This is a genomic window from Providencia sp. PROV223 (assembly GCF_028479245.1).
Classification (GTDB): domain Bacteria; phylum Pseudomonadota; class Gammaproteobacteria; order Enterobacterales; family Enterobacteriaceae; genus Providencia; species Providencia rettgeri.
This window is the reverse complement of record NZ_JAMPNG010000019.1, coordinates 51,852-75,325: the sequence shown is the minus strand read 5'-3', so window position 1 is coordinate 75,325 and position 23,474 is coordinate 51,852. Positions and strand designations below refer to the sequence as shown.

The 23,474-nt window shown below is 41.9% G+C and carries 20 protein-coding genes; 1 reads left to right on the top strand and 19 read right to left on the bottom strand.

The features are described 5' to 3' along the window. Positions 1–61 precede the first annotated feature (61 nt). The 19 genes from tilS to rpsB all read right to left on the bottom strand — a co-directional run bounded on the left by tilS (position 62) and on the right by rpsB (position 21,996). Positions 62–1,414, bottom strand: coding sequence for a tRNA lysidine(34) synthetase TilS (tilS, locus tag PR767_RS17800; RefSeq protein ID WP_110731774.1), 1,353 nt, complete (start codon positions 1,412–1,414; stop codon positions 62–64). Positions 1,415–1,427: 13 nt separating this feature from the next. Next, complete coding sequence (locus PR767_RS17795) at positions 1,428–2,315, bottom strand: DMT family transporter (protein WP_109911809.1); 888 nt, start codon at positions 2,313–2,315, stop codon at positions 1,428–1,430. A gap of 145 nt (positions 2,316–2,460) precedes the next feature. Next, complete coding sequence (gene accA / locus PR767_RS17790; RefSeq protein ID WP_109911808.1) at positions 2,461–3,420, bottom strand: acetyl-CoA carboxylase carboxyl transferase subunit alpha; 960 nt, start codon at positions 3,418–3,420, stop codon at positions 2,461–2,463. A gap of 12 nt (positions 3,421–3,432) precedes the next feature. Next, positions 3,433–6,915 carry a DNA polymerase III subunit alpha gene (gene dnaE / locus PR767_RS17785; RefSeq protein WP_004908794.1) on the bottom strand — a complete coding sequence of 1,161 codons (3,483 nt, stop codon included), beginning with the start codon at positions 6,913–6,915 and terminating at the stop codon, positions 3,433–3,435. Positions 6,916–6,926: 11 nt separating this feature from the next. Next, positions 6,927–7,520, bottom strand: coding sequence for a ribonuclease HII (rnhB, locus tag PR767_RS17780; RefSeq protein WP_109911807.1), 594 nt, complete (start codon positions 7,518–7,520; stop codon positions 6,927–6,929). Next, positions 7,520–8,671 (bottom strand): lipid-A-disaccharide synthase, encoded by a 1,152-nt coding sequence (gene lpxB / locus PR767_RS17775; protein ID WP_109911806.1) that lies wholly within the window; start codon positions 8,669–8,671, stop codon positions 7,520–7,522. The genes rnhB and lpxB overlap by 1 nt, the downstream gene beginning before the upstream one ends. Before the next feature lie 44 nt (positions 8,672–8,715). After that, entirely contained in the window at positions 8,716–9,513 is a 798-nt protein-coding gene (gene lpxA / locus PR767_RS17770) for an acyl-ACP--UDP-N-acetylglucosamine O-acyltransferase (RefSeq protein WP_004908785.1), read from the bottom strand. Between the two features lies 1 nt (position 9,514). Continuing rightward, positions 9,515–9,967, bottom strand: coding sequence for a 3-hydroxyacyl-ACP dehydratase FabZ (gene fabZ, locus PR767_RS17765; protein WP_004257450.1), 453 nt, complete (start codon positions 9,965–9,967; stop codon positions 9,515–9,517). A 129-nt stretch (positions 9,968–10,096) separates the two neighbouring features. Then, positions 10,097–11,134 carry a UDP-3-O-(3-hydroxymyristoyl)glucosamine N-acyltransferase gene (gene lpxD, locus PR767_RS17760; protein WP_109911804.1) on the bottom strand — a complete coding sequence of 346 codons (1,038 nt, stop codon included), beginning with the start codon at positions 11,132–11,134 and terminating at the stop codon, positions 10,097–10,099. A gap of 3 nt (positions 11,135–11,137) precedes the next feature. Then, complete coding sequence (skp, locus tag PR767_RS17755; RefSeq protein WP_004908780.1) at positions 11,138–11,632, bottom strand: molecular chaperone Skp; 495 nt, start codon at positions 11,630–11,632, stop codon at positions 11,138–11,140. Between the two features lie 89 nt (positions 11,633–11,721). Beyond that, positions 11,722–14,136, bottom strand: coding sequence for an outer membrane protein assembly factor BamA (bamA, locus tag PR767_RS17750; RefSeq protein WP_109911803.1), 2,415 nt, complete (start codon positions 14,134–14,136; stop codon positions 11,722–11,724). 42 nt (positions 14,137–14,178) lie between these two features. Then, on the bottom strand, positions 14,179–15,531 hold the full coding sequence (gene rseP / locus PR767_RS17745; RefSeq protein ID WP_004908777.1) for a sigma E protease regulator RseP: 1,353 nt from the start codon (positions 15,529–15,531) through the stop codon (positions 14,179–14,181). An 8-nt stretch (positions 15,532–15,539) separates the two neighbouring features. Continuing rightward, positions 15,540–16,400, bottom strand: a complete 861-nt coding sequence (cdsA, locus tag PR767_RS17740) for a phosphatidate cytidylyltransferase (RefSeq protein ID WP_272520702.1) — start codon at positions 16,398–16,400, stop codon at positions 15,540–15,542. Positions 16,401–16,409: 9 nt separating this feature from the next. Next, positions 16,410–17,165: a polyprenyl diphosphate synthase gene (gene uppS, locus PR767_RS17735; protein WP_109911801.1), complete on the bottom strand. Its 756-nt coding sequence runs from the start codon at positions 17,163–17,165 to the stop codon at positions 16,410–16,412. Positions 17,166–17,351: 186 nt separating this feature from the next. After that, positions 17,352–18,545 (bottom strand): 1-deoxy-D-xylulose-5-phosphate reductoisomerase, encoded by a 1,194-nt coding sequence (gene ispC, locus PR767_RS17730; RefSeq protein ID WP_004908768.1) that lies wholly within the window; start codon positions 18,543–18,545, stop codon positions 17,352–17,354. A 147-nt stretch (positions 18,546–18,692) separates the two neighbouring features. Then, positions 18,693–19,250 (bottom strand): ribosome recycling factor, encoded by a 558-nt coding sequence (gene frr, locus PR767_RS17725; RefSeq protein WP_109911800.1) that lies wholly within the window; start codon positions 19,248–19,250, stop codon positions 18,693–18,695. A gap of 107 nt (positions 19,251–19,357) precedes the next feature. Further along, a complete protein-coding gene (pyrH, locus tag PR767_RS17720; protein WP_004257499.1) occupies positions 19,358–20,086 on the bottom strand; it encodes a UMP kinase in 729 nt (242 codons plus the stop codon). Positions 20,087–20,276: 190 nt separating this feature from the next. Further along, positions 20,277–21,128, bottom strand: coding sequence for a translation elongation factor Ts (gene tsf / locus PR767_RS17715; RefSeq protein ID WP_004908761.1), 852 nt, complete (start codon positions 21,126–21,128; stop codon positions 20,277–20,279). Positions 21,129–21,270: 142 nt separating this feature from the next. Continuing rightward, positions 21,271–21,996 carry a 30S ribosomal protein S2 gene (gene rpsB / locus PR767_RS17710; RefSeq protein WP_004908759.1) on the bottom strand — a complete coding sequence of 242 codons (726 nt, stop codon included), beginning with the start codon at positions 21,994–21,996 and terminating at the stop codon, positions 21,271–21,273. A gap of 651 nt (positions 21,997–22,647) precedes the next feature. Here rpsB and map point away from each other — a divergent pair. Further along, complete coding sequence (gene map, locus PR767_RS17705) at positions 22,648–23,445, top strand: type I methionyl aminopeptidase (RefSeq protein ID WP_036957992.1); 798 nt, start codon at positions 22,648–22,650, stop codon at positions 23,443–23,445. The last annotated feature ends 29 nt before the right edge of the window (positions 23,446–23,474 follow it).

Sequence of the window (23,474 nt, the reverse complement as noted above, 5' to 3'; positions counted from 1 at the left end):
CTCGCTATTTTGAGTCCTTCTATGGCCCCTTATGGTAATCACAGTCATAAGGGGCTTCTCATTAACTCAACACCTTAAATTCACTCTCTTTTTGCCAATCAATAGCAATACCAAGAGTCGCTTCATCAGCCATTCCTTCAGGAGTAATAAAACACCCCACCGCAGTAATGAGCTGGTCGTTATAATAAATTAGAGGCACTCTTTCTCTCATCCATGGAGCTACTCCTAATTCTTGCCAGATCTTCTTACTGCTTCTGGAACGATGCCGTCCTACAATATTGAGCGTGCCTTGCAGCCCAAAACGAACCGTCACATTTTCATGTGAAAATGGTGGACGTATTTGCCCCTCACCTTCCATAATTTGTAAAATTCCTAAGGATTCAGGTAACTCAAAAGCCTCAGGATAAATCCATTCAAATTGTTGATTAGCTAAGCTATTAATGCGCTTAACAACCCACAACGTACCTTGATAACGGCGAATTTCGAATTGCCCTAAACGGCAAATAGGATCCGCATCCTGCCGAGCTAACGCCACTTCTTGCCAAATACGTTCCAATTGGTTAAATGGTGGCATTGGTAGCTGATGCAGACCAATCCAGCGGCGAATAAGTGCATTGCGTTTTGCTGATGAACAGGCTTTCAAGTCATCAATAAATAGCCCCCCTCGATAATCCATCATTTCATCAAGGGAATCCTTTAATAACTCATCAAGTAATGTTTCTTGCTCTGCACATAACGCTGCGCTGCGGGCAACTGCACTAGAAAAATGCGGCCAACGCTCAGTCAAAACAGGCATGATATTCAGGCGTAAAAAATTTCTATCATAACGATCATCTTGGTTACTATCGTCTTCAACCCACGATAATTGCTGCTCTTGCATATAAGCTTCTAGCGCTATACGGGGTGTTGAGAGTAATGGTCGTAGCAGCGATGTTGAACCGCAACATGCTGAAAACGCTAATTGTTCAGGCATTGAAGACAACCCTGCTGGCCCACTACCACGCTTTAACGCTAACATGAAAGTTTCTGCTTGATCATCAAGGTGTTGAGCCGTAACTAGCACCTCACCTTCTTGTAATTCTTCTCGGTAAGCCTGATAACGGGCATCTCGTGCCGCTGCTTCAATACCTTTTTGGCTTGAATCAACCACTACGTGTCGGCAAATGAAAGGAATGTCCCACTGTAAACACAATTGAGCACAATGCTGCTCCCATTCATTTGCTTTTCTATTCAACCCATGATGAATATGAATAGCGCGAACCTCTAATAGAGGAAGCTGTTTCTTTCGAATAAGATAAAGTGCATGTAATAAAACTGTTGAGTCAATACCACCACTGAATCCCACTAGAATTTTTTCGATACCGCTTATTTTATTAAGAACCCTATCAACAATGACTTGCGAATGCTGTGACATTTATTCGCCCTTCTCACAACTTCTGACTTTGGCTCTTTGCGCCAACACACAGAACACCAGAAATAATTACCAGTAATACCCCTATTGCATACGCAATTTCAAAAGCATCATTTAAGATTAACACTAACCAGAGCACCGATAATACGGGAGACAAAAATACCACAGAAGCTATTTTCGCCGAGTGCCCTGTATTCATCGCCTTGAACCATAAAATGTAAGACACCCCGTTGATTAAAATACCATTAATCAACGTTGGCCAAAAAGCCGCTTTTGAAGGTAATCGCATTTCACTAAACAGCATCAATAAGACAAAAGAAGTCAGCGTTGAAAAAATAAATAACCATACAGTACTAATATAGGGGTCAATCGAATATTGACGGGAGAAAACTGACATTAGGGCAAAGCAAAACGCACCACTAAAAACCAGTAATAACGCTGTTGGGTTTTCAACATGTAATTGCGTAATTTGCCCTTTGGTAAAAGTAATAATCACCGCAATAAAACCGATTATGATACCAATTATTTGTCTTCCAGCTAATTTGTCTTTTAGCAATACTACTGATAACAAGATAATAACTAATGGCCAACTATATTGAATGACCAATACCGCTATACCATTCTCAATGGAATATCCGTAGTACAGCAACAAATAGAATAAACAGTCAAGAAAGCCAAGAACAAAGACTTTGACTAATATATCTCTTGGCAAAATAAACAGTTTTGTCAGTCGATAGCCTGAAGCAAAAGCAACAATAATCACAGATATCGCAGATATTACGTTCGACCAGAACAGGAATTGAAAGCTGTCCATGCCTTCTTGCCCAAAACGAGAGACAATAGGAATAAAGCTCCATATCAACACGCAAGTAAAAGCATATAGCAAATAATTATATTGTCGCACCCTAGTCCCTATCTATAGTTATTTTCAGCAGATGAATAATTTAAATCAAAACACTCGGTTATCATTAAAAATGACTAGCTTAAAAATAAAAACGGGAGCTGGCAAAAGCAAACTCCCGTATTTATTAATGATTAGCTGTTAATGATTAACAATAACCATAGTCCATCAGGCGCTGATAGCGACGGTTTTTCAATGCTTCAGCATCTAATAATTCTAATTCCTCTAAGTCCTCGGTTAGGCGTGCTTTTAGCTGTTCTGCAATTTCATCATAATTACGATGTGCACCGCCTAATGGCTCAGGAATAACATTATCAATTAATTTCAGTTCTTTAAGACGTGGGGCGGTAATCCCCATTGCTTCTGCTGCTAATGGTGCTTTATCTGCACTTTTCCATAGAATAGATGCACAGCCTTCTGGTGAAATAACAGAATAAGTGCTGTATTGCAGCATATTGACTTTATCACCCACACCGATAGCAAGTGCACCACCAGAGCCACCTTCACCAATAACGGTACAAATGACTGGGACAGATAAACGTGACATTTCACGTAAATTACGTGCGATAGCCTCTGACTGACCACGCTCTTCAGCACCAACTCCCGGATAAGCACCTGGAGTATCAATAAAGGTGATAATAGGTAAGTTAAAACGCTCAGCCAGTTCCATCAAACGCAGTGCCTTACGGTAACCTTCTGGGGCTGGCATACCAAAATTACGACGGATTTTTTCTTTTGTCTCACGCCCTTTCTGATGCCCAATAATCATGACTGGACGACCATCCAAACGCGCCATTCCACCGACAATGGCTTTATCATCTGCATAAGCGCGATCCCCTGCTAATTCTTGGAAATCAGTAAAAATGCGAGAAATATAATCCAATGTATATGGACGACGTGGGTGACGAGCGAGTTTAGCTATTTGCCAAGCCCCAAGATCAGAGAAAATTTTACGTGTCAGTTCAACACTTTTTTCACGTAAACGAGCAACCTCTTCATCTAGGTTAACTTCTAAGTTGTTATCTTGACGGCTAACCGCTGTTAGAGAATCAATTTTCGCCTCTAATTCCGCGATTGGCTGTTCAAAATCAAGAAAATCCAGACTCATAATATTCCTATTTTAGTCAAATTCTAATTCTACCTGCTCACTACCCAGCAGAGTTCGAAGATCGTTCAAAAGGGGATCCACTGGCGTCACACGCCAAACAACACCAAATTTAAGCTTGGCTCTGGCATCATCCTTCTGGTAATACAGATGAACCGGGATCGTTCCTGAACGATGAGGTTCAAGAGTACTGCGAAGCCGGTTCAGCAATTGATCGTTAATTTGTTTATCTGACAGTGAAATTGCAAGTCCTCGTGCATATTTTTCCCTTGCTTCACTAATATCCATTAACTCACGCACTGTCATTTTATTACCACCATTGAAATCATCAAAGCTGACCTGACCGGTGGCTATCAGGATATTGTCTTTTTCCAACATATGTTGGTACTTATCGAGTGCATCTGAAAATAACATAATATCCAGACGACCGGAACGATCATCAAGCGTACAAATCCCTATTCTATTTCCACGCTTGGTTGTAATCACTTTAGCTGAAAGTACTAAACCTACCACAGTTGTTACTTGACCACGAGGGGTGGGGTTCACATCTTTTAATCTAAGCCCATTAGTATAGCGCTCTATTTCGCTCAAGTATCGCGTTATTGGATGCCCTGTTAAATATAAACCAAGCGTCTCTCGTTCACCATCCAATACTACTTGCTCTGGCCATTTAGGTACACTTGCATATGAACTTTCAACTTGTTCAGGTGCTTCAGCTAGTACACCAAACATATCTGCTTGGCCTATTGCCTCTGCTTTAGCATGTTGGTCAGCTGCTTTTAACGCATCCTCAAGGGAAGACATCAACGCTGCACGATGAGGGCCTAATCGGTCAAATGCCCCTGCCATGATAAGCTTTTCCATCACACGACGGTTAATTTTTTTAATATCAACTCGCGCACAAAGGTCAAAAATCTCTTTAAAGATGCCGCCTTGTTGACGAGCTTCAACAATCGCTTCGATCGGGCCTTCGCCGACTCCTTTGATTGCACCGATACCGTAAACTATCTCACCTTCATCATTCACATGGAAGTGATAAAGCCCACTATTGATATCTGGCGGCAATACTTTTAAGCCCATTCGCCAACATTCATCAACTAAACCAACCACTTTTTCCGTGTTATCCATATCCGCGGTCATAACTGCAGCCATAAATTCAGCGGGATAGTGCGCTTTTAACCATAATGTTTGATAAGAAACTAAAGCATAGGCAGCTGAATGCGATTTATTAAACCCATAACCGGCAAATTTCTCTACCAAGTCAAAGATTTTCATTGATAGCTCGCCGTCTACTCCGTTTTTAATTGCACCTTCTTCAAAAACAGAACGCTGCTTCGCCATTTCCTCAGGTTTCTTTTTACCCATCGCACGACGCAGCATATCCGCACCGCCAAGCGTATAGCCAGCTAAAACCTGAGCAATCTGCATAACCTGTTCTTGGTATAAAATAATCCCATATGTGGGCTCTAGAACAGGTTTTAATGATTCATGTTGCCATTGTACATCTGGGTACGATATTTCTTCACGACCATGTTTACGGTCAATAAAGTTATCTACCATGCCTGATTGCAGTGGCCCGGGACGGAACAATGCCACCAGTGCGATCATATCCTCGAAGCAGTCGGGGCGTAATCGCTTAATTAAGTCCTTCATTCCACGGGATTCTAACTGGAATACCGCTGTGGTTTCTGAGCGCTGCAGCATATCAAAGCTTTTTTGATCGTGTAGCGGAATAGCTGCAATATCAATCGGTTCTAAATTTTTCTTAGCTCGACGCGCGTTGATCATTTCCAACGCCCAGTTAATGATCGTCAACGTCCGTAAACCAAGGAAGTCAAACTTCACTAACCCCGCATATTCGACATCGTTTTTATCGAATTGTGTGACAGGGTTATTACCTTCCGCATCACAATAAAGCGGCGCAAAGTCAGTAATTTTAGTTGGAGCGATAACCACCCCACCCGCATGTTTACCAGCATTTCGTGTGACACCTTCGAGCTTACGCGCCATATCGATAAGCGCTTTAACCTCTTCATCAGCCTCATAAATTTCAGGTAGCTGTGGTTCTGCTTCGAACGCTTTTTCCAGTGTCATACCGGGGTCTGGCGGCACTAATTTTGAAATTCTATCAACAAAACCATATGGGTGCCCAAGTACGCGCCCCACGTCACGGATAACCGCTTTGGCGGCCATCGTACCGAAAGTAATGATCTGTGAAACAGCGTCACGCCCATACATTTGGGCTACGTGATCAATCACTTGGTCGCGTTTTTCCATACAGAAATCGACATCAAAGTCAGGCATCGAAACACGTTCCGGATTCAAGAAACGCTCAAAAAGCAAGTCAAACTCAAGCGGATCAAGATCCGTAATTTTAAGGGCATAAGCAACTAAAGAGCCCGCACCGGAACCTCGCCCCGGCCCCACAGGTACGCCATTATCTTTTGACCATTGGATAAATTCCATCACGATCAAGAAGTAACCGGGGAACCCCATCTGATTAATCACGTTAAGTTCAATTTCCAGACGCTCATCGTATTCAGGGCGTTTTTCCGCTCGTACTTTTTCGTCTGGGAATAAAAACTCGAGGCGCTCTTCTAACCCTTCTTTTGACCGCATAACCAAAAAGTCTTCGGTTTTCATATCCCCTGTTGGGAATTGCGGTAAGAAGTATTCACCAAGGCGAATCGTGACGTTACAACGCTTAGCAATCTCTACACTGTTTTCTAACGCTTCAGGGATGTCAGCAAATAGCTCACACATCTCTTCTTCGGAACGTAAATATTGCTGAGGGCTATAATTTTTAGGCCTTTTCGGATCAGCTAATGTAAAACCATCATGGATAGCAACACGTATTTCATGGGCGTCGAAATCACTACTTTCAATGAAGCAAACATCATTCGTTGCAACAACAGGCAAGCCTTTTTTAGTTGCTAACTCGACAGCCGCATGCAGATAACTTTCTTCATCTGGCCGCCCTGTTCTGACTAATTCTAAGTAGTAGCAATCTGGAAAATGCGTTTCATAGAATGCAAGGCACTCATCCACTAAGGCTTGATTACCTCTTAATAGACATTGCCCGACATCCCCTTTACGGCCACCAGAGAGTAGAATCAAACCATCTTTGTGCTTAGCCAGCCACTCACGTTTAATTGTTGGTCCAACCGCACCATAGCCTTTTTGGTACGCTTCAGAAATGAGTAGGGTAAGGTTTTGATAACCTTCATTATTACGTGCTAAAACAGTTAAGTGAGATATTTCATCACCCAATAGTTCACTTTCCACATAAAAATCAGCACCAATAATGGGTTTGATCCCTGCACCATGTGCTGCACCATAAAACCGGACTAGCCCACAAAGGTTAGTAAAATCGGTGATCGCAAACGCAGGCATGCCCATTGAAGCCACTTTTTTAACCAGTGGCCCCGTTTTGGCTAGCCCATCAATCATGGAATAGTCACTGTGAACACGTAAATGAATAAAACGAGGTGATGCCATCGACCTAATACCTACTTATTGCTGTCTAAAGCTCTTCTCACTGGAGCAAAGCTTTTACGATGGAATTCGGTTGCACCATACTGCGCCAATTTTTCTAAATGATACGCGGTTGGGTAGCCTTTATGCTTCGCAAAGCCATATTCAGGAAAGGTTTTGTCCAATTCGACCATTTCCCTATCCCTAATCACTTTAGCTAAAATGGATGCTGCACTAATTTCTTGTACTAGGCTGTCGCCTTTAATGACTGCTTGTGAAGGCATTGGCAATTTAGGACAGCGGTTGCCATCAATTAAAACATACTCAGGAACAATAGATAAACCCGCAACGGCACGCTGCATCGCTAACATAGTTGCATGTAATATATTTATGTTATCAATTTCTTCTGGTTCTGCGCGACCAATGCACCAACACAGCGCTTTTTGTTGGATTTCATCAAATAATTTCTCACGTTTTTTTTCGGTGAGTTTTTTTGAGTCTGCCAGCCCTGTAATTGGGTTATTGGGATCAAGAATCACTGCCGCGGTCACTACAGCTCCAACTAGCGGGCCTCGACCCACTTCATCAACACCAGCGATTAAATTTGCTTTTGGATAGATAAATTCCATTAATTTTTGACCATATCTAATACCGCTTCAGCAGCTTGTTTATCTGCATCACAACGAATAAGCTGATGTAATTGTAAAAAAGTTTGTTTCAGGTTTTCAACCTGTTCTCCACCATCTAGGAGAGGAAGCAACTGCTGTGCGAGTTTATCAGGCTGGCATTCCTCTTGTAGTAACTCCTTCACAATTTCTTTTTCTGCTAACAAATTAGGCAAAGAAACATACGGCGTTTTCACTAACCGTTTAGCTAACCAGAAAGTGAAAGGTTTCATACGATACCCCACCACCATTGGGCATTTTGTTAGCATACACTCAAGTGCTGCTGTTCCTGATGCTAACAAAGTCGCATCTGCTGCAATCATTGCATCACGAGCCTGACCATCTAAAATATGGACTTGCAATTCAGGTGCGGTATTTTCTTTTATCTCATCAAACTGCTGGCGGCGTTTTTCATTCACCAACGGCACCACAATATGTAAACCAGGGATATTGCGTTGTAATATTTTCGCTGTATTGAGAAAATCTGCGCTTAGCATTTCGACTTCTGAATGACGACTTCCTGGCAGTAAAGCCAAACATTTAACATGCTCAGGAATATTCAGCCGATGTCGAGCGGCTTGTTTATCAGGATGTAATGGAATGGCATCCGCCATTGTATGCCCGATAAAACGGCAAGGAACATTAAAACGGTCGTAAAATGCTTTTTCAAAAGGTAAAAAAGCTAATACTAAATTTGTTGAACGACCAATTTTAAATACCCGCTTCTGGCGCCATGCCCAAACTGATGGGCTAACGTAATGAATGGTTTTGATACCTTTCGATTTTAAGCGCCCCTCTAGGGTAATATTAAAATCAGGGGCATCAATCCCAACAAAAACATCCGGCTGTAGTTCAGTAAAACGCTGGGTTAAATCCTTACGAATGGATAATAGCCGAGGTAGACGGCCAAGGACTTCAACAATGCCCATGACAGCAAGCTCTTCCATTTCATACCAAGCTTCACAACCTTCCGCTTGCATTAATGGACCAGCAACACCAACAAAGCGAGCATCTGGTATTTGCTCTTTAAGTGCACGGATAAGCCCAGCACCGAGAATATCACCAGATGTTTCTCCGGCAACAAGGCCAATAGTAAGTGGGCGGCTATTATTCACCGAAATTCGCTCCTTATTAAAGGCCCAGATTCATTAATACTAGATTAACGAATAATACCACGTTTAGACTGTGCTGAATCCTCTAAGAAATCACTAAACACTTTAACGTGTTCATTGGCTTTTGCCGCTTCCGCGATTTCTTCACGTGCTTCTTCTAATGATTTACCTGAACGATATAACACCTTGTATGCATTACGAATAGCATGTAGTGATTCTTTTTCAAAACCACGGCGTTTTAAACCTTCAAGATTTAAACCAAATGGTGTTGCGTGGTTACCCTGTGCAATAACATAAGGTGGCACGTCTTGTGCAACACCAGAGCAACCGCCGACCATAACATGAGCACCAATTTTACAAAATTGATGAACTGCGGTCATACCACCAATGATGGCATAATCACCAAGTGTTACATGGCCACCTAAAGTACCGTTATTTGCAATAATACAACGGTTGCCAATGATACAATCATGGGCAATATGCACATTCACCATCAGTAAATTATCGTTGCCCACTTTTGTCAGGCCAACATCTTGAACTGTACCACGGTGAATAGTTACGCTTTCACGAATACGGTTTCTATCCCCGATTTCAACTCGTGTTGGTTCACCTTGATATTTAAGATCTTGGTTAATCTCACCAATGGAAGCGAACTGGAAAATCACATTGTCACGGCCTATTTTTGTATGGCCATTAACGACAACATGAGATTTCAACTCAGTACCTTCGCCAATTTCGACATTCGCGCCAATATAACAAAAAGGGCCAATACGAACATTGGCACCGATGATAGCTCCATCTTCTACGATAGAGGATGGATGAATATAGGCTGTATTATCAATCATATCAGACCTCACGGCGACGGGCGCACATCATTTCTGCTTCGCAGGCCACTTCTCCATCAACTTTAGCAACACCTTTAAAACGTGCAACTCCGCGACGTTCTTTAATAAATTCTACTTCTAAGACCATTTGGTCTCCTGGTAGAACAGGACGTTTAAAACGCGCATTGTCTATCGCTGCAAAATAGTACAACTCACCAGGCTCTAATTTTCCAACGCTTTTAAACGCAAGGATCCCAGTCGCTTGTGCCATGGCTTCTAAAATTAATACGCCAGGGAAAATGGGTTTGCTTGGAAAGTGCCCTTGGAAAAATGGCTCATTAAATGACACATTTTTCACTGCACGCAATGATTTGCCTTTTTCAAAATCTAATACACGGTCAACCAAAAGGAATGGGTAACGGTGTGGAAGCAGTTCTAAGATTTCTTCTATATTCAGAGTATGATTATCACTCATCGAAATACTCTTCCTGTCTATTAATACGGTTTAATTAATGAATCGGCCTGCTTTAACCCATAAATTAGGTTAACTGGCAGGCCGGAAAACGTAACTCAGATAACTATTTTAGCCTGAATTACAAAATGATTACTGATTTTTTTGATTTTGGCTATCTAATTCACGCTCAACGTGTTTCAGTCTCTTATTCATCTCATTGATACTTAAGACTAAAGCAGCTGTTTTACGCCAAGCTTTATTAGGCTGTAAAGGAATTCCTGAAGAATATACTCCCGGTTCAGTGATAGGCCTCATGACCATACCCATTCCTGTTACTGTGACCTTATCGCAAATTTCCATATGACCGTTGATGACGCTAGCCCCACCAATCATGCAGTAACGACCGATTTTTAAACTACCAGCCATGATAACTCCGCCAGCAACTGCGGTATTATCACCAATTATGACATTGTGTGCAATTTGGCATTGGTTATCGATAATAACCCCATTACCAATCACAGTGTTATCTAACGCACCGCGATCAATCGTTGTGCTTGCACCGATCTCAACACGATCGCCGATGATCACTGTGCCTAACTGAGGAATTTTGATCCAATTACCACGATCATTTGCATAACCGAAGCCATCTGAACCAATCACAGTGCCAGATTGAATTAAACAATGTGTACCAATTTCGATATTGTGGTACACGCTGACATTTGCCCATAAACGGGTCCCTGTACCTATGCGTGTATTTTTACCCACAAAACAACCTGCGCCAATCACCACATTATCGCCAAGTTCAACACCACTTTCGATAACAGCATTTGCGCCAATTGCGACATTCTTACCGAGTTTTGCATCATCAGCAATTACCGCTGATGCGTGGATATCTTCAGCCGGACTTGGCGTTGTATCCATAATTTGAGCCATGCGTGCATAAGCAAGGTATGGGTTATCCACTACCAGTGCAGCTACTTTACATGCTTCGAGATCTTTTGCTGTGAGAACCACCGCTGCAGCTTGGCAATCGGCCAATTTGTCACTATAACGGCTGTCAGATAAAAAAGTAATCTGTTGATTATTCGCTGAATGCATTGGAGCAATACCGGTGATGGTAATATCACCATCACCGTGTAATTGCGCATTCAACTGCTGAGCAAGGTCAGCTAATCGAATTGAAGACATCTATTATTTAACCTGTTTTTGAACCTGACTTGTAATGTCAACGCTATCTTTTGCATAGGCAACTGCATTTGCATCGATAACGACATCATAGCCTTCTTTAGCGGCAACAGACTTAATAGAGTTCTGAATACGAGTTAAAATTTTAGTACGCTCTTCACCTTGACGACGACGGTTGTCTTCTTCAAATTTTTGAGCTTTTTCAGCGAATTGATCACGTTTAGTCATGAGTTCAGATTCAAGCTTTTCGCGCTCACTTTGCTTCATCGTTGCACCATCACGGCGCAATTTTTCAACACGAGTTTGCAAATCTTTTTCTAGATTTTGTAACTCAGTCGCACGGCTTTTGAATTCACTTTCAAGCTGTTTAGCAACGGCTTCACGCGCAGGCATATTTTGGAAAATTTCACCAACATTGACGATAGCGATTTTCTCAGCATAAGCACCCGCAGACATTGCTAAAGCAATACTCACACCCGCTGCACACAACAATTTTTTCACACTAAACTCCTTAACCCATACGTATGGCTGGAAATTTTGGTTGCTCCCATAAAATTATGGGAGCCATCATAAGTAGAAACTGGAATAGCTTACCACGTTCTACCAATATTAAATTGGAACTGTTCTGATTTATCCCCTTCGTAGTCCTTAATCGGCTGCGCATAAGAGAAGACCAGTGGTCCAAGAGGGGACATCCATTGTAAAGCAACACCAGCAGAAGCACGGACGTTAGTTGCCTTACCGTAGTCAGGCATACCTTTACGCCAATCAGCATTGATACTGTTCCAATTAGTATCCCATACCGTACCCGCATCAACGAACAGAGACGTACGAACTGAGTTCGAATATTTCTCGTCAATAAATGGAGTCGGAGTGATTAATTCAAATGATGCTGCGTACATCGCATTACCACCGACCGCATCACTTGATGGGCTTCCTGGCTCAGGGCCATCCACACCATTAATTCTCTTCAAGTAAACCGCTTTTGGACCGATATTATTCGAACGGAAACCACGAATGGTGCTTGAACCACCCGCATAGAAGTTTTCATAGAATGGCATTTGCTTACTGCCAATACCATCACCATAACCTGCTTGTGCACGCCCCAGAACTACCCAAGTTTGGTCTTCATCCAGTGGGTAATACTGTGCGGTATCAAAGCGCAGTTTATAGTATTCGTTATCAGAGCCAGGTATTGTTACTTTACCCGATACGTTCGTTTTATTACCCGATGTTGGGAAGAAACCACGGTTTAACGAGTTATAAGTCCAACCTAAGTTAAGCGTAAAGTCATCCGCATCAAAACTTTCTTTATTACGCCCATTTTCTGTAACTGGTGGATTTTTCCCCATAGAGTCGAGGTAATCCCACATCGCAGCTTGAGCTCGCATGTCTGAAAGTCGGTTATGAACGTAACCCGCACCAACACGGAAAGAGTTATTTTCATTGAACGGGAAGCTTAAGAAACTGTCTAGACCATACGTTTTGTTGTTATAGCCAGATAGATCCGCATCTTTCGCACTAAAGTCGTTATAGAAAATACGACCGCCTAAGCTCACACCATTCACGGTGAAATACGGGTCAGTAAATGAGAATTCAACGTTAGTTGAGTAGTCGTTTTTACTTGCGTTAATACCAACCGCATTACCTGTACCTAACCAGTTATCTTGTGTAACCCCAACTTGGAAACTCACACCACTTTCAGTACCAAAACCGATACCAAAGTTCATTGAACCTGTATTACGCTCTTTAACCTTGTAGATAACATCTACTTGGTCAGGACTGCCCGGTACACGTTGAGTCTCAACATCAACAGTTTCGAAATAACCTGTACGATTCAGACGTTCTTTACCGAGTTCAACAAGGTCATTTCCAAGCCATGCCCCTTCCATTTGGCGCATTTCACGACGCAAAACGGTGTCTTTACTGGTGTCATTGCCTTGGAAACGAATTTCACGCACATAGAAACGGTTACCTGCATCAATATTTAAATGCAATTTCACGGTTTTATCTGCATCGTTGATTTCAGGCTGTGTCATTACTCGAGGATATGCATAACCATAGCGGCCAAACATATCTTTGATTTTGTTTTCCATGCTTGTCACTTGAGCACCGTTATATAACTCTCCCGGTGTGATAGTGATAAGTTCTTGGATTTCAGTTAAGTGATCTGCAGTATTACCATTAACTTCGACACCCGATATTTTGTATTGGTCGCCTTCAGTAATGTTAATCGTAATATAAATGCCTTTTTTGTCTGGGGTCAGACTGACTTGCGTGGAGTCAATGTTAAAACGTGCATAACCGCGGTCAAGATAAAAACTGCGCAGAGTTTCTAAATCACCCGCCAGTTTTTGCTTCTGGTATTTTTGGTCAGCAGCAAGGTTCCACCAAGGTACATCATCACGCAATTGCAGCTTATTAACTAATTCTGCTGTAGTGTAATTTTTATTACCTACAATATTAATTTGCTGAATTTGAGCTGAAACACCTTCAGAGAAAACAAATTTTAAATCCACACGGTTACGTGGTAAAGGTGTCACAACAGCTTTTACTGTTGCATTATATTTACCAACGCTATAGTAAAAGTCTTCTAAACCTTTTTCGATATTCGCAATTGTCGTGCGGTCAAGTGCCTCACCAACGCGGATATTTGAAGCTTCCAAGTTCTGCTTGAGCATATCATCTTTAACAGACTTATTACCTGTAAAGGTGATACTGGCAATCGTTGGCCGCTCTTTAACTTGAACGATCAGCGTGTTTCCATCACGCAGGACCCTAACATCTTCGAAGTTACCGGTTGAAAATAGGGAACGGATCGAACGGCTGATATCATCGTTATCAACTGAATCGCCAACCCTAACTGGCATGTTCAATAATGCTGCACCAACGGCGACGCGTTGTAGACCTTCGAAACGAATGTCTTTAACTACGAATCCGTCTGAACCGTATGCAGTGGCGCTGCCGAAAAGCAGCGACGCTATGAGCAACTTTTTCATCGCCATCGTTGTTATGCGTATTCCTTACTGGTCCCCAGCTTATAAAAATTAGAAGCGAGAGAAATCATTAAAAAGTGCAAGTCCCATTAACAGAATCAATGCCATTGCACCTATCCGAAAACTAAAGTCTTGTACTCGCTCAGACACTGGACTTCCTTTAATTTTTTCAATTAATAAGAAGAGCAAGTGCCCCCCATCTAAAACAGGCAATGGAAACAGATTGATGATACCTAAATTGACGCTAATAAGCGCAATAAACATCAAATAATATACCAAGCCTGACTCGGCGGATACCCCCGCACCTTTAGCGATAGATATCGGACCGCTCAAGTTATTGAGTTTGACATCCCCAACAACCAGTTTACCCATCATATTGACCGTCAACTTCATTAACTGCCACGTCTTATCACTGGCTTGGTAAAACGCAGAGAATGGCCCATATTGCTGCACCATTTTATATTCATCTGCTAACGGTAACACTGAAAGTTCTACGCCTGCAAATCCAATTTTCTCTCCACGTTGTCCATCTTGGCTATCAGGAGTCAACGTGAGTGAAACCAATTGTTGCGACCGTTGTACTTCTAGTTTTAACGGTACACCTGGGTTATTACGAATAATTCGTGTTACTGGGTTCCAAAGGCCTAATACCTCCCCGTTAACACTGACTATTCTGTCACCTTTCTGTAAACCTGCTCGTTCGCCAGCTAACCCCTCAGTGACTTTTTGAATAACAGGGTCAATTTTTGCAGAAACAGGCATTATCCCTAACGACAAAATTGGATCTTGTTTCTCAGGATCAAACTGCCAAGTCGTTAAATCAACCGTTTTTGTCATCGGTTCATTATAACCACTCGGTAATACTTGTGCAGTCAGTTCGTGGTCACCTATTTTGCCGACCAATGCTAAGCGAACTGAATTCCAATCAGGAGTTTCGATGCCATCAATGGATTTTAGTTCCATTTTTGGTTCAAAATTTGCAATTGCCGCAATAGAACCTGGTTTTACATCTTCAATGACAGGCTTCACAGAAGGAACGCCAATCATAAAGACAATCCAATAGACAACAATTGCCAATAAAAAGTTCGCAATAGGCCCCGCACTAATAATGGCAGCTCGTTGACCTACTGTTTTATTATTAAACGCTTGATGACGACGCTCAGGAGCAACCTCTCCAACACGTTCATCAAGCATTTTGACATAACCCCCTAACGGGATAATGGCTAAAACGAACTCAGTGCCATGTTTATCGACTTTACGCCATAACGTTTTGCCAAAGCCAATAGAGAAGCGCTCAACATAAACACCACAGCGACGAGCAACCCAGTAGTGACCGAACTCGTGTACTGTAATTAACACGCCTATCGCGATAATAAATGCAGCTAAACTCCAAATAAATCCCATGTATCTTCCTAAAGACCAAAACCGTTAAAAATTAACAAATTTAGCCCAGCAAAAACAGGGATTGCTGCCGTCAGGCTATCAATACGATCCAAAATACCGCCATGCCCTGGAATTAAGTGGCTACTATCTTTAATACCTGATTGACGCTTAAACATACTTTCGGTCAAATCACCAAATACTGATACTACAACAACAATAATTGAAGTCACTAGTAAATAATCAGGCATCACAGGGATTGGCGCAAAGGCGCTAAATAACCATGAGATAATCCCTGCTGTTATCAGCCCACCGACTAAGCCTTCCCACGTTTTACCAGGAGATACCTTAGGTGCCATTTTGTTGCGTCCGATAGTACGACCAAATGCATAGGCACCTGAATCTGCCCCCCAAACTAGCAACATGACATATAGTAACCACCAAGCACCGAAGAATGTATCACTTTGATAACCCACAGTTCTTAAAACTATCATTCCACAATAAAATGGGATAATCGTTAACACGCCAAATAACAACCGGATAATTGCTGATTTACCCCAAGAAGCCGATGCTGGGTAGGTAACAACTAAAATAATCGCTATTACCCACCAAATAAGACCTGCCCACAGGCCATACAAAACCATAGGCTCAGAGGAGAACTGGTTTATATTGGAGATAGAAAATTGCATTGCAAGTAATATTGCTGCAAAAACAACCGCCAACCCGACACGTTTAGCTTGTGAATGCCAGCCGACAAATTGTGCCCATTCCCAAGCTCCTAAAGCACAAACCGCAATTACGACAAGCCCAAAATTTGCTGGGGAAAGTAAAAACAGAGCTGCTATAACAATCGGTATTAAGACTATCGCAGTAAGTAAACGATATTTCAGCACATCTATCCCCTATTCCTTGCCCAGTTCATCATCTGATTCAGCTCCACCATAACGGCGCTCACGCTTACTAAAAGCATCAACTGCACTCTGAAACACCATTTCATCAAAATCTGGCCACAAAACGTTGGTGAAATAAAATTCCGCATAAGCGACTTGCCATAATAGGAAGTTGCTAATGCGATGCTCCCCACCGGTTCTAATGACTAAATCGACATTTTCTTGATCATGCATACAAATATGGTCATTAATATTTTCTTCATTGATGTCATCAATAGAAAGTTCACCACTTTGTACCTTTGCAAATACTTGTTTTACACTGTTACTGATGTCCCAGCGACCACCATAGTTCGCGGCTATATTCAGTTTTAGCCCAGTGTTGTTTTGCGTTAATGCTTCTGCCTTATCAATTCTTTTTCTGAGGCGTTCACTAAAACGACTAATATCACCAATGACTTTTAGTTTGACATTGTTTTTATGCAGGTTTTTAACTTCATTATCAAGAGCAAAAACAAATAGTTCCATTAGAGAACTCACTTCTTTCTCTGGTCGTCTCCAGTTTTCACTGCTAAATGCATACAATGTGAGCGAACTAATTTTATTTTTCACCGCAAAACGCACCGAATTACGGACAGACTCAACACCTGCCTTATGACCTGTAATTCTGAGTTTCCCTCTTTGCTTAGCCCATCGACCATTACCATCCATAATGATAGCAACATGCTTAGGCATCATTGAATCAGAGAGATTTTCACCACTAGAGTTCATTAAATATTAATCCTTGTGAGTACCACTTTGAGTATACAGACCAATAATAACTACTATTATTGAATTTGCTGATAAGACACATCCTTAATTCTCAAAGTAGTGCTATGTTATTTTTCTTTTTTTAAACACGTCACATATTAAAGAGTTATTATGGCTATCAGCAACTAAATAAAACACATACCAGCGTTAAATTGTCTGAGCGATTATTTTTTCTGCATTTTTACGTGCTCGCTCGTCGATTTCTAAGACCTCCTCAATTGAAACAGGTTCAGAAAAAACTTGGCTATCTAATACACTGTGGTTAATTTTTGCTATATCCGTAAAGCGTATTTTGCCTTCAAGAAAGGCCGCAACAGTCACTTCATTTGCACCATTAAGCGCGGTTGTAGCGGCTTGCCCTTGGTGGCAGGCATCGATTGCGAGCTTCAAGCAAGGATAGCGTTGGTAGTCAGGCTGAACAAACGTTAATGATGAAAGCGTTGCAAAATCAAGAGGTTTTGCACCAGATATGATACGTTGAGGATAGGCCATGCTATATGAAATCGGAGTGCGCATATCAGGCGTACCCAGTTGTGCTATCACGCTGCCATCTTTATACCGAACCATAGAATGAATAACCGATTGAGGATGGATAATTACTTCCATCTGCTCAGCATTCGCATTAAAAAAGTAGCAAGCCTCAATATATTCTAGACCTTTATTCATCATTGTCGCTGAATCAACTGATATTTTTCGTCCCATTGACCAATTTGGATGGTTACATGCTTCATCAGGTGTCACGTTATCAAAATGCGATAATGGTGTATCCCTAAAAGGCCCGCCAGAACCGGTCAAAACAATACTTGAAATACCCGAGGCTGATAAATCAGCAAAGCCTAAATTGCGTTGAATAATTTCCGGTAAACTTTGGAAAATAGCATTATGCTCGCTATCAATAGGAAATACGGTTGCATTGTGCTTACGAATCTCATTAAAGAATAAACGGCCACTGGTAATTAAAGACTCTTTATTCGCTAATAATATTCTTTTACCTTTACGTATTGCAGCCAAGGTAGGAAGTAAACCGGCAACTCCGGTAATTGCTGACATAACTTGGTCGGCATCATCAAGGCCCGCAAGGTCAATAGCCGCTTGTTTTCCTGACAAAACCTCAGTCTTGCAGTTATTCTCAATCAAAATAGTTTTTAAGGCTTTTGCTGATAATTCATCCGCCATTGAGACATATTTCGGATTAAACTCAAGGCACTGTTTCGCCATTTCAGTGACATTTTTTCCTGCCACTAAAGCAACAATTTGAAATTTTTCGGGATTTTGGCGAACAACAGAAAGTGTATTTGTACCAATTGAGCCTGTAGAACCTAGGATTGTCAGACGTTTCATAGTGATTGAGTACTCTGTATTAATTCAATACTGAGATTATATCAGCTTAGAGGTTAGAAAGGATTTTTTAATAAACTTGAAAAATAATAAAGCCACGCTAACGCACACTTTTACCGTCTGCATTGGTGGCTTTATTATTATGATGGATTAAAATTCCATCAACTCTGCTTCTTTTTGCGCTAATGCTTCATCAACTTTCTTGATGTAGCTATCAGTCAGTTTTTGGATATCATCTTGTGAACGACGTTCGTCATCTTCACTGATTTCTTTATCTTTCAGTAACGCTTTGACTTTGTCGTTAGCGTCACGGCGAACGTTACGAACTGCGATACGACCTTGCTCTGCCTCACCACGGACCACTTTAATTAAGTCTTTACGACGTTCTTCCGTTAATGGAGGAAGTGGAACACGGATAACAGTACCCGCTGATGACGGGTTCAGGCCCAAATCTGATGCCATGATTGCTTTTTCAATCGCTGGTGACATGCTACGGTCAAAAACCGAAATAGCTAATGTCCGTGAATCTTCAACAGTGACGTTAGCTAATTGGCGCAAAGGTGTCGCTGAACCGTAGTACTCAACAGTAATGCCATCTAATAGGCTTGGAGATGCACGGCCTGTGCGAACTTTACTAATTTGGTTTTTGAATGCTTCAAGGCTCTTTTCCATACGGTCTTGAGCATCTTTTTGGATTTCGTTAATCACGTTTTCAACCCTTAAGAACTGGTTATTAAAGGCCGCATGCGACCTCGCTTAAATTGTCTGAATTTATATTAGATAATACATTTAAACTCAGGTCATGTCTCTGAGTATTAATTGTGAGAAATCAGAGTTCCTTCATTTTCGCCCATAACAACGCGTCGTAAAGCGCCCGGTTTATTCATATTGAATACACGAATCGGTAAGTTATGGTCACGTGCTAATGTGAATGCTGCTAAGTCCATCACTTTAAGTTCACGTTCCAACACTTCTTGGTAGCTCAGATTTTCATAAAGAACTGCGTCAGGGTCTTTAGCAGGGTCTGCTGAATAAACACCATCAACTTTTGTTGCTTTTAACACAACATCCGCTTCAATTTCAATACCACGTAGGCACGCAGCGGAGTCTGTTGTAAAGAATGGGTTTCCTGTTCCTGCCGAAAAAATAACAACGCGGCCGTGACGTAACAAGCTAATGGCCTCTGCCCAGCTATAGTTATCACAGACACCGTTAAGTGGGATCGCAGACATCAGTCTTGCATTCACATAGGCGCGATGTAATGCATCACGCATCGCGAGTCCGTTCATCACCGTTGCTAGCATTCCCATGTGGTCTCCGACAACACGGTTCATGCCAGCTTGTGCCAAACCAGCACCACGAAACAGGTTACCACCGCCAATAACCACACCGACCTGTATACCCAGTTCTATGAGTTCTTTAATTTCCTGAGCCATACGATCTAAAACGCTAGCATCGATACCAAAACCTTCTGCGCCTTGTAAGGCTTCGCCACTTAATTTAAGCAGAATACGCTGATAAACGGGTTTTGCATTGGTTGCCATGGTGTTCTGTCCTAACAGATATTTATTGGGGTAACACACGTAGAATCACACGGTTCTACGTACCTAAAATTTTTAATTAATTTAAATATAATTTTTTTATACACACAAATTCTAGCGTATGCCGATGACGCTAACATCCGGGGAATATACGTATATAAAACAGAGCCGCCAATTGGCGGCCCTTAGTTGATTACTTGCTCATTGCAGCAACTTCTGCTGCAAAGTCAGTTTCAACTTTCTCGATACCTTCACCTACTTCGAAACGAAGGAAACCAGAAACAGTAGCACCTTTCTCTTTCAGTAAGTCACCAACAGATTTGCTTGGGTCCATTACGAAAGGCTGGCCAGTCAGAGAGATTTCGCCTGTGAATTTGTTCATGCGACCGATAACCATTTTTTCAGCGATTTCGCGTGGTTTACCAGATTGCATTGCGATGTCTAACTGAATTTGATGCTCGTGAGCAACAACATCAGCAGGAACATCATCTGGAGTTACATATTCAGGTTTGCTTGCAGCGATATGCATAGCGATGTGTTTCAGTAACTCTTCGTCAGCGCCTTCAGCCGCAACTAAAACACCAATACGAGCACCGTGCAGGTAGCTACCTACTTGTGCGCCTTCCAGAATAGCAACGCGACGAATATTGATGTTCTCACCAATTTTCGCAACTAATGTTGTACGAGCTTCTTCGAATTTTGCTTTCAGTGCATCGATGTCAGCATTTTTGTCAGCGACAACAGAAGCTAAAACTTCTTTACCGAATGCTAAGAAACCTGCATCTTTAGCAACGAAGTCAGTTTCACAGTTCAGCTCAACCAGAGCACCTGTTTTACCACCGTTGAAAACTTCCGTAAGGATAACACCTTCAGCTGCAACGCGACCTGCTTTTTTAGCCGCTTTTGCTTGACCTGATTTACGCATGTTATCAATCGCTAATTCGATGTCGCCATTAGCTTCAACAAGTGCTTTTTTACATTCCATCATACCTGCGCCAGTACGTTCGCGCAGTTCTTTTACCAATGCAGCGGTAATTCCAGACATGTGATTTATTCCTCGATATTCCCCGTGGGAGTCTTCCCCACGTGGATAGTTCTGATTCATATATAAAAGGGGCCTAAATCAGGCCCCTTCTAACATATAGCAGTACCTGTATAGCAATACCTAAATAAGGGTTTGAGCCTTATTATTCAGCTTCTACTAAGCTTTCTTCTGCTTGAACAGCCAGATCTTGTGAACGACCTTCACGAACGGTGCTTGCTACAGCGCCCAGATACAGTTTGATTGCACGGATTGCATCATCGTTACCAGGGATAACGAAGTCGATACCGTCTGGATCAGAGTTAGTATCAACGATAGCAAATACTGGGATACCCAGGTTGTTTGCTTCTTTGATAGCAATGTGTTCGTGGTCTGCATCGATAACGAACAGAGCGTCAGGTAAACCGCCCATATCTTTGATACCGCCTAAGCTGTTTTCTAACTTACCAAGTTCACGAGTACGCATCAGCGCTTCTTTCTTAGTCAGTTTGTCAAAAGTACCGTCTTGTGATTGAATTTCTAAATCTTTCAGACGTTTGATTGACTGACGAACGGTTTTCCAGTTAGTCAACATTCCGCCTAACCAACGGTGGTTAACGAAATACTGATCACAGCTGTTAGCAGCTTCTTGAACGGCTTCGCTTGCAGCACGTTTAGTACCGACAAACAGAATTTTGCCTTTACGAGAAGCAATTTTAGTCAACTCAGCCAGAGCTTCGTTGAACATTGGAACAGTTTTTTCCAGGTTGATGATATGAACTTTATTACGCGCACCGAAAATGAAAGGTTTCATTTTTGGGTTCCAGTAACGAGTCTGGTGACCAAAGTGTACGCCTGCTTGTAACATATCGCGCATGGAAACAGTTGCCATTTAATACCTCTGTATTTAAGTAATTGGGGTTATGCCTCCACAAATCCCATGATACCGACTCCAAAGCTGCGTTAAAAAACGCATAAGAGCACCCCGGTGCACGTGTCGATTTGTGTGTGTTATTACACAATTGAGTTTTAAGTTTCGCACATCCAATATTTTATCAGTGGCCTCATCTTGACGCCATAAAATGACATTTCGATGATGGTGATAAGAAATAATATGGATTGCCGGCGCGCTTTATACCATAAAACCAACTTAGAAGCCAACTTTTGTTGTTTTTTTCGCTCACAAAAGTGCCTAAAAGTAGATTTGATTTAAAGCTATTGAGCTGAGCAATATTTAACCATTGCTCAGCTCAATTATAGACACTATTTGGCAAGATAAAAAAGCCTTATTTTTGCAATGCCTTCTAGATGACCTTCATTATTACTTTGCATTTTGTGCTGTTAAAAGCTCAAAATGAACAAGCTCTGCTCCTTTCCTTATCTACTATAAAGTAACTTCGACTTTCGAATCCGTTCGATAGCTAGTTGGCAGAAAATGCGGTGGCTGTTACCATATGTCTCATCGATGTAAAATGGGCTCCCTATTTTTACCCCTCTTTTTTAACATGCCTTTAATCAATGTTGGCATGAATGGACTACACTCATGGCTATTATTATCAAAACTGAAGAAGATATTCAGAAAATGCGCGTTGCTGGCCGCTTAGCCGCAGAAGTATTAGAAATGATTGCTCCGCACGTTGTGCCGGGAGTTAGTACAGGTGAATTAGATCGCCTATGTCATCAACATATTGTTGACGTACAGCAAGCTATCCCTGCGTGCCTGAATTATCACGGTTTTCCTAAATCAGTTTGTATATCCGTCAATGATGTCATCTGCCACGGCATTCCTAGTGATGATAAAATTTTGAAAGATGGCGATATTGTCAATATTGATGTTACCGTCATCAAAGATGGCTTCCATGGCGATACCTCCAAAATGTTTATCGTTGGTAAACCGACGATTCAAGGTGAGCGCCTTTGCCAAGTCACACTAGACAGCTTGTATTTGGCAATTCGTATGGTTAAACCGGGTATTCGCTTACGAACTTTGGGTAAAGCCATTCAAGAATTTGTCGAAAAACAAGATTTCTCTGTTGTGCGTGAATATTGCGGCCACGGCATTGGCCAAGGTTTTCATGAAGAACCACAAGTTCTACACTACGACGCTGACGACAGTGGCGTAGTCCTGCAAAAAGGGATGACTTTTACCATTGAGCCTATGGTCAATACAGGCGATCACCGTATTCGTACCATGAAAGATGGTTGGACAGTAAAAACCAAAGACCGCGGCTGGTCTGCCCAATATGAACATACGTTAGTTGTGACGGATAACGGCTGTGAAATCCTCACACTGCGTAAAGAAGAAGAACCATTTATCTCTGCGGTATTAGTTAACGAATAATCTTCTCTGTAGAGCCTTCCTAACCGAAG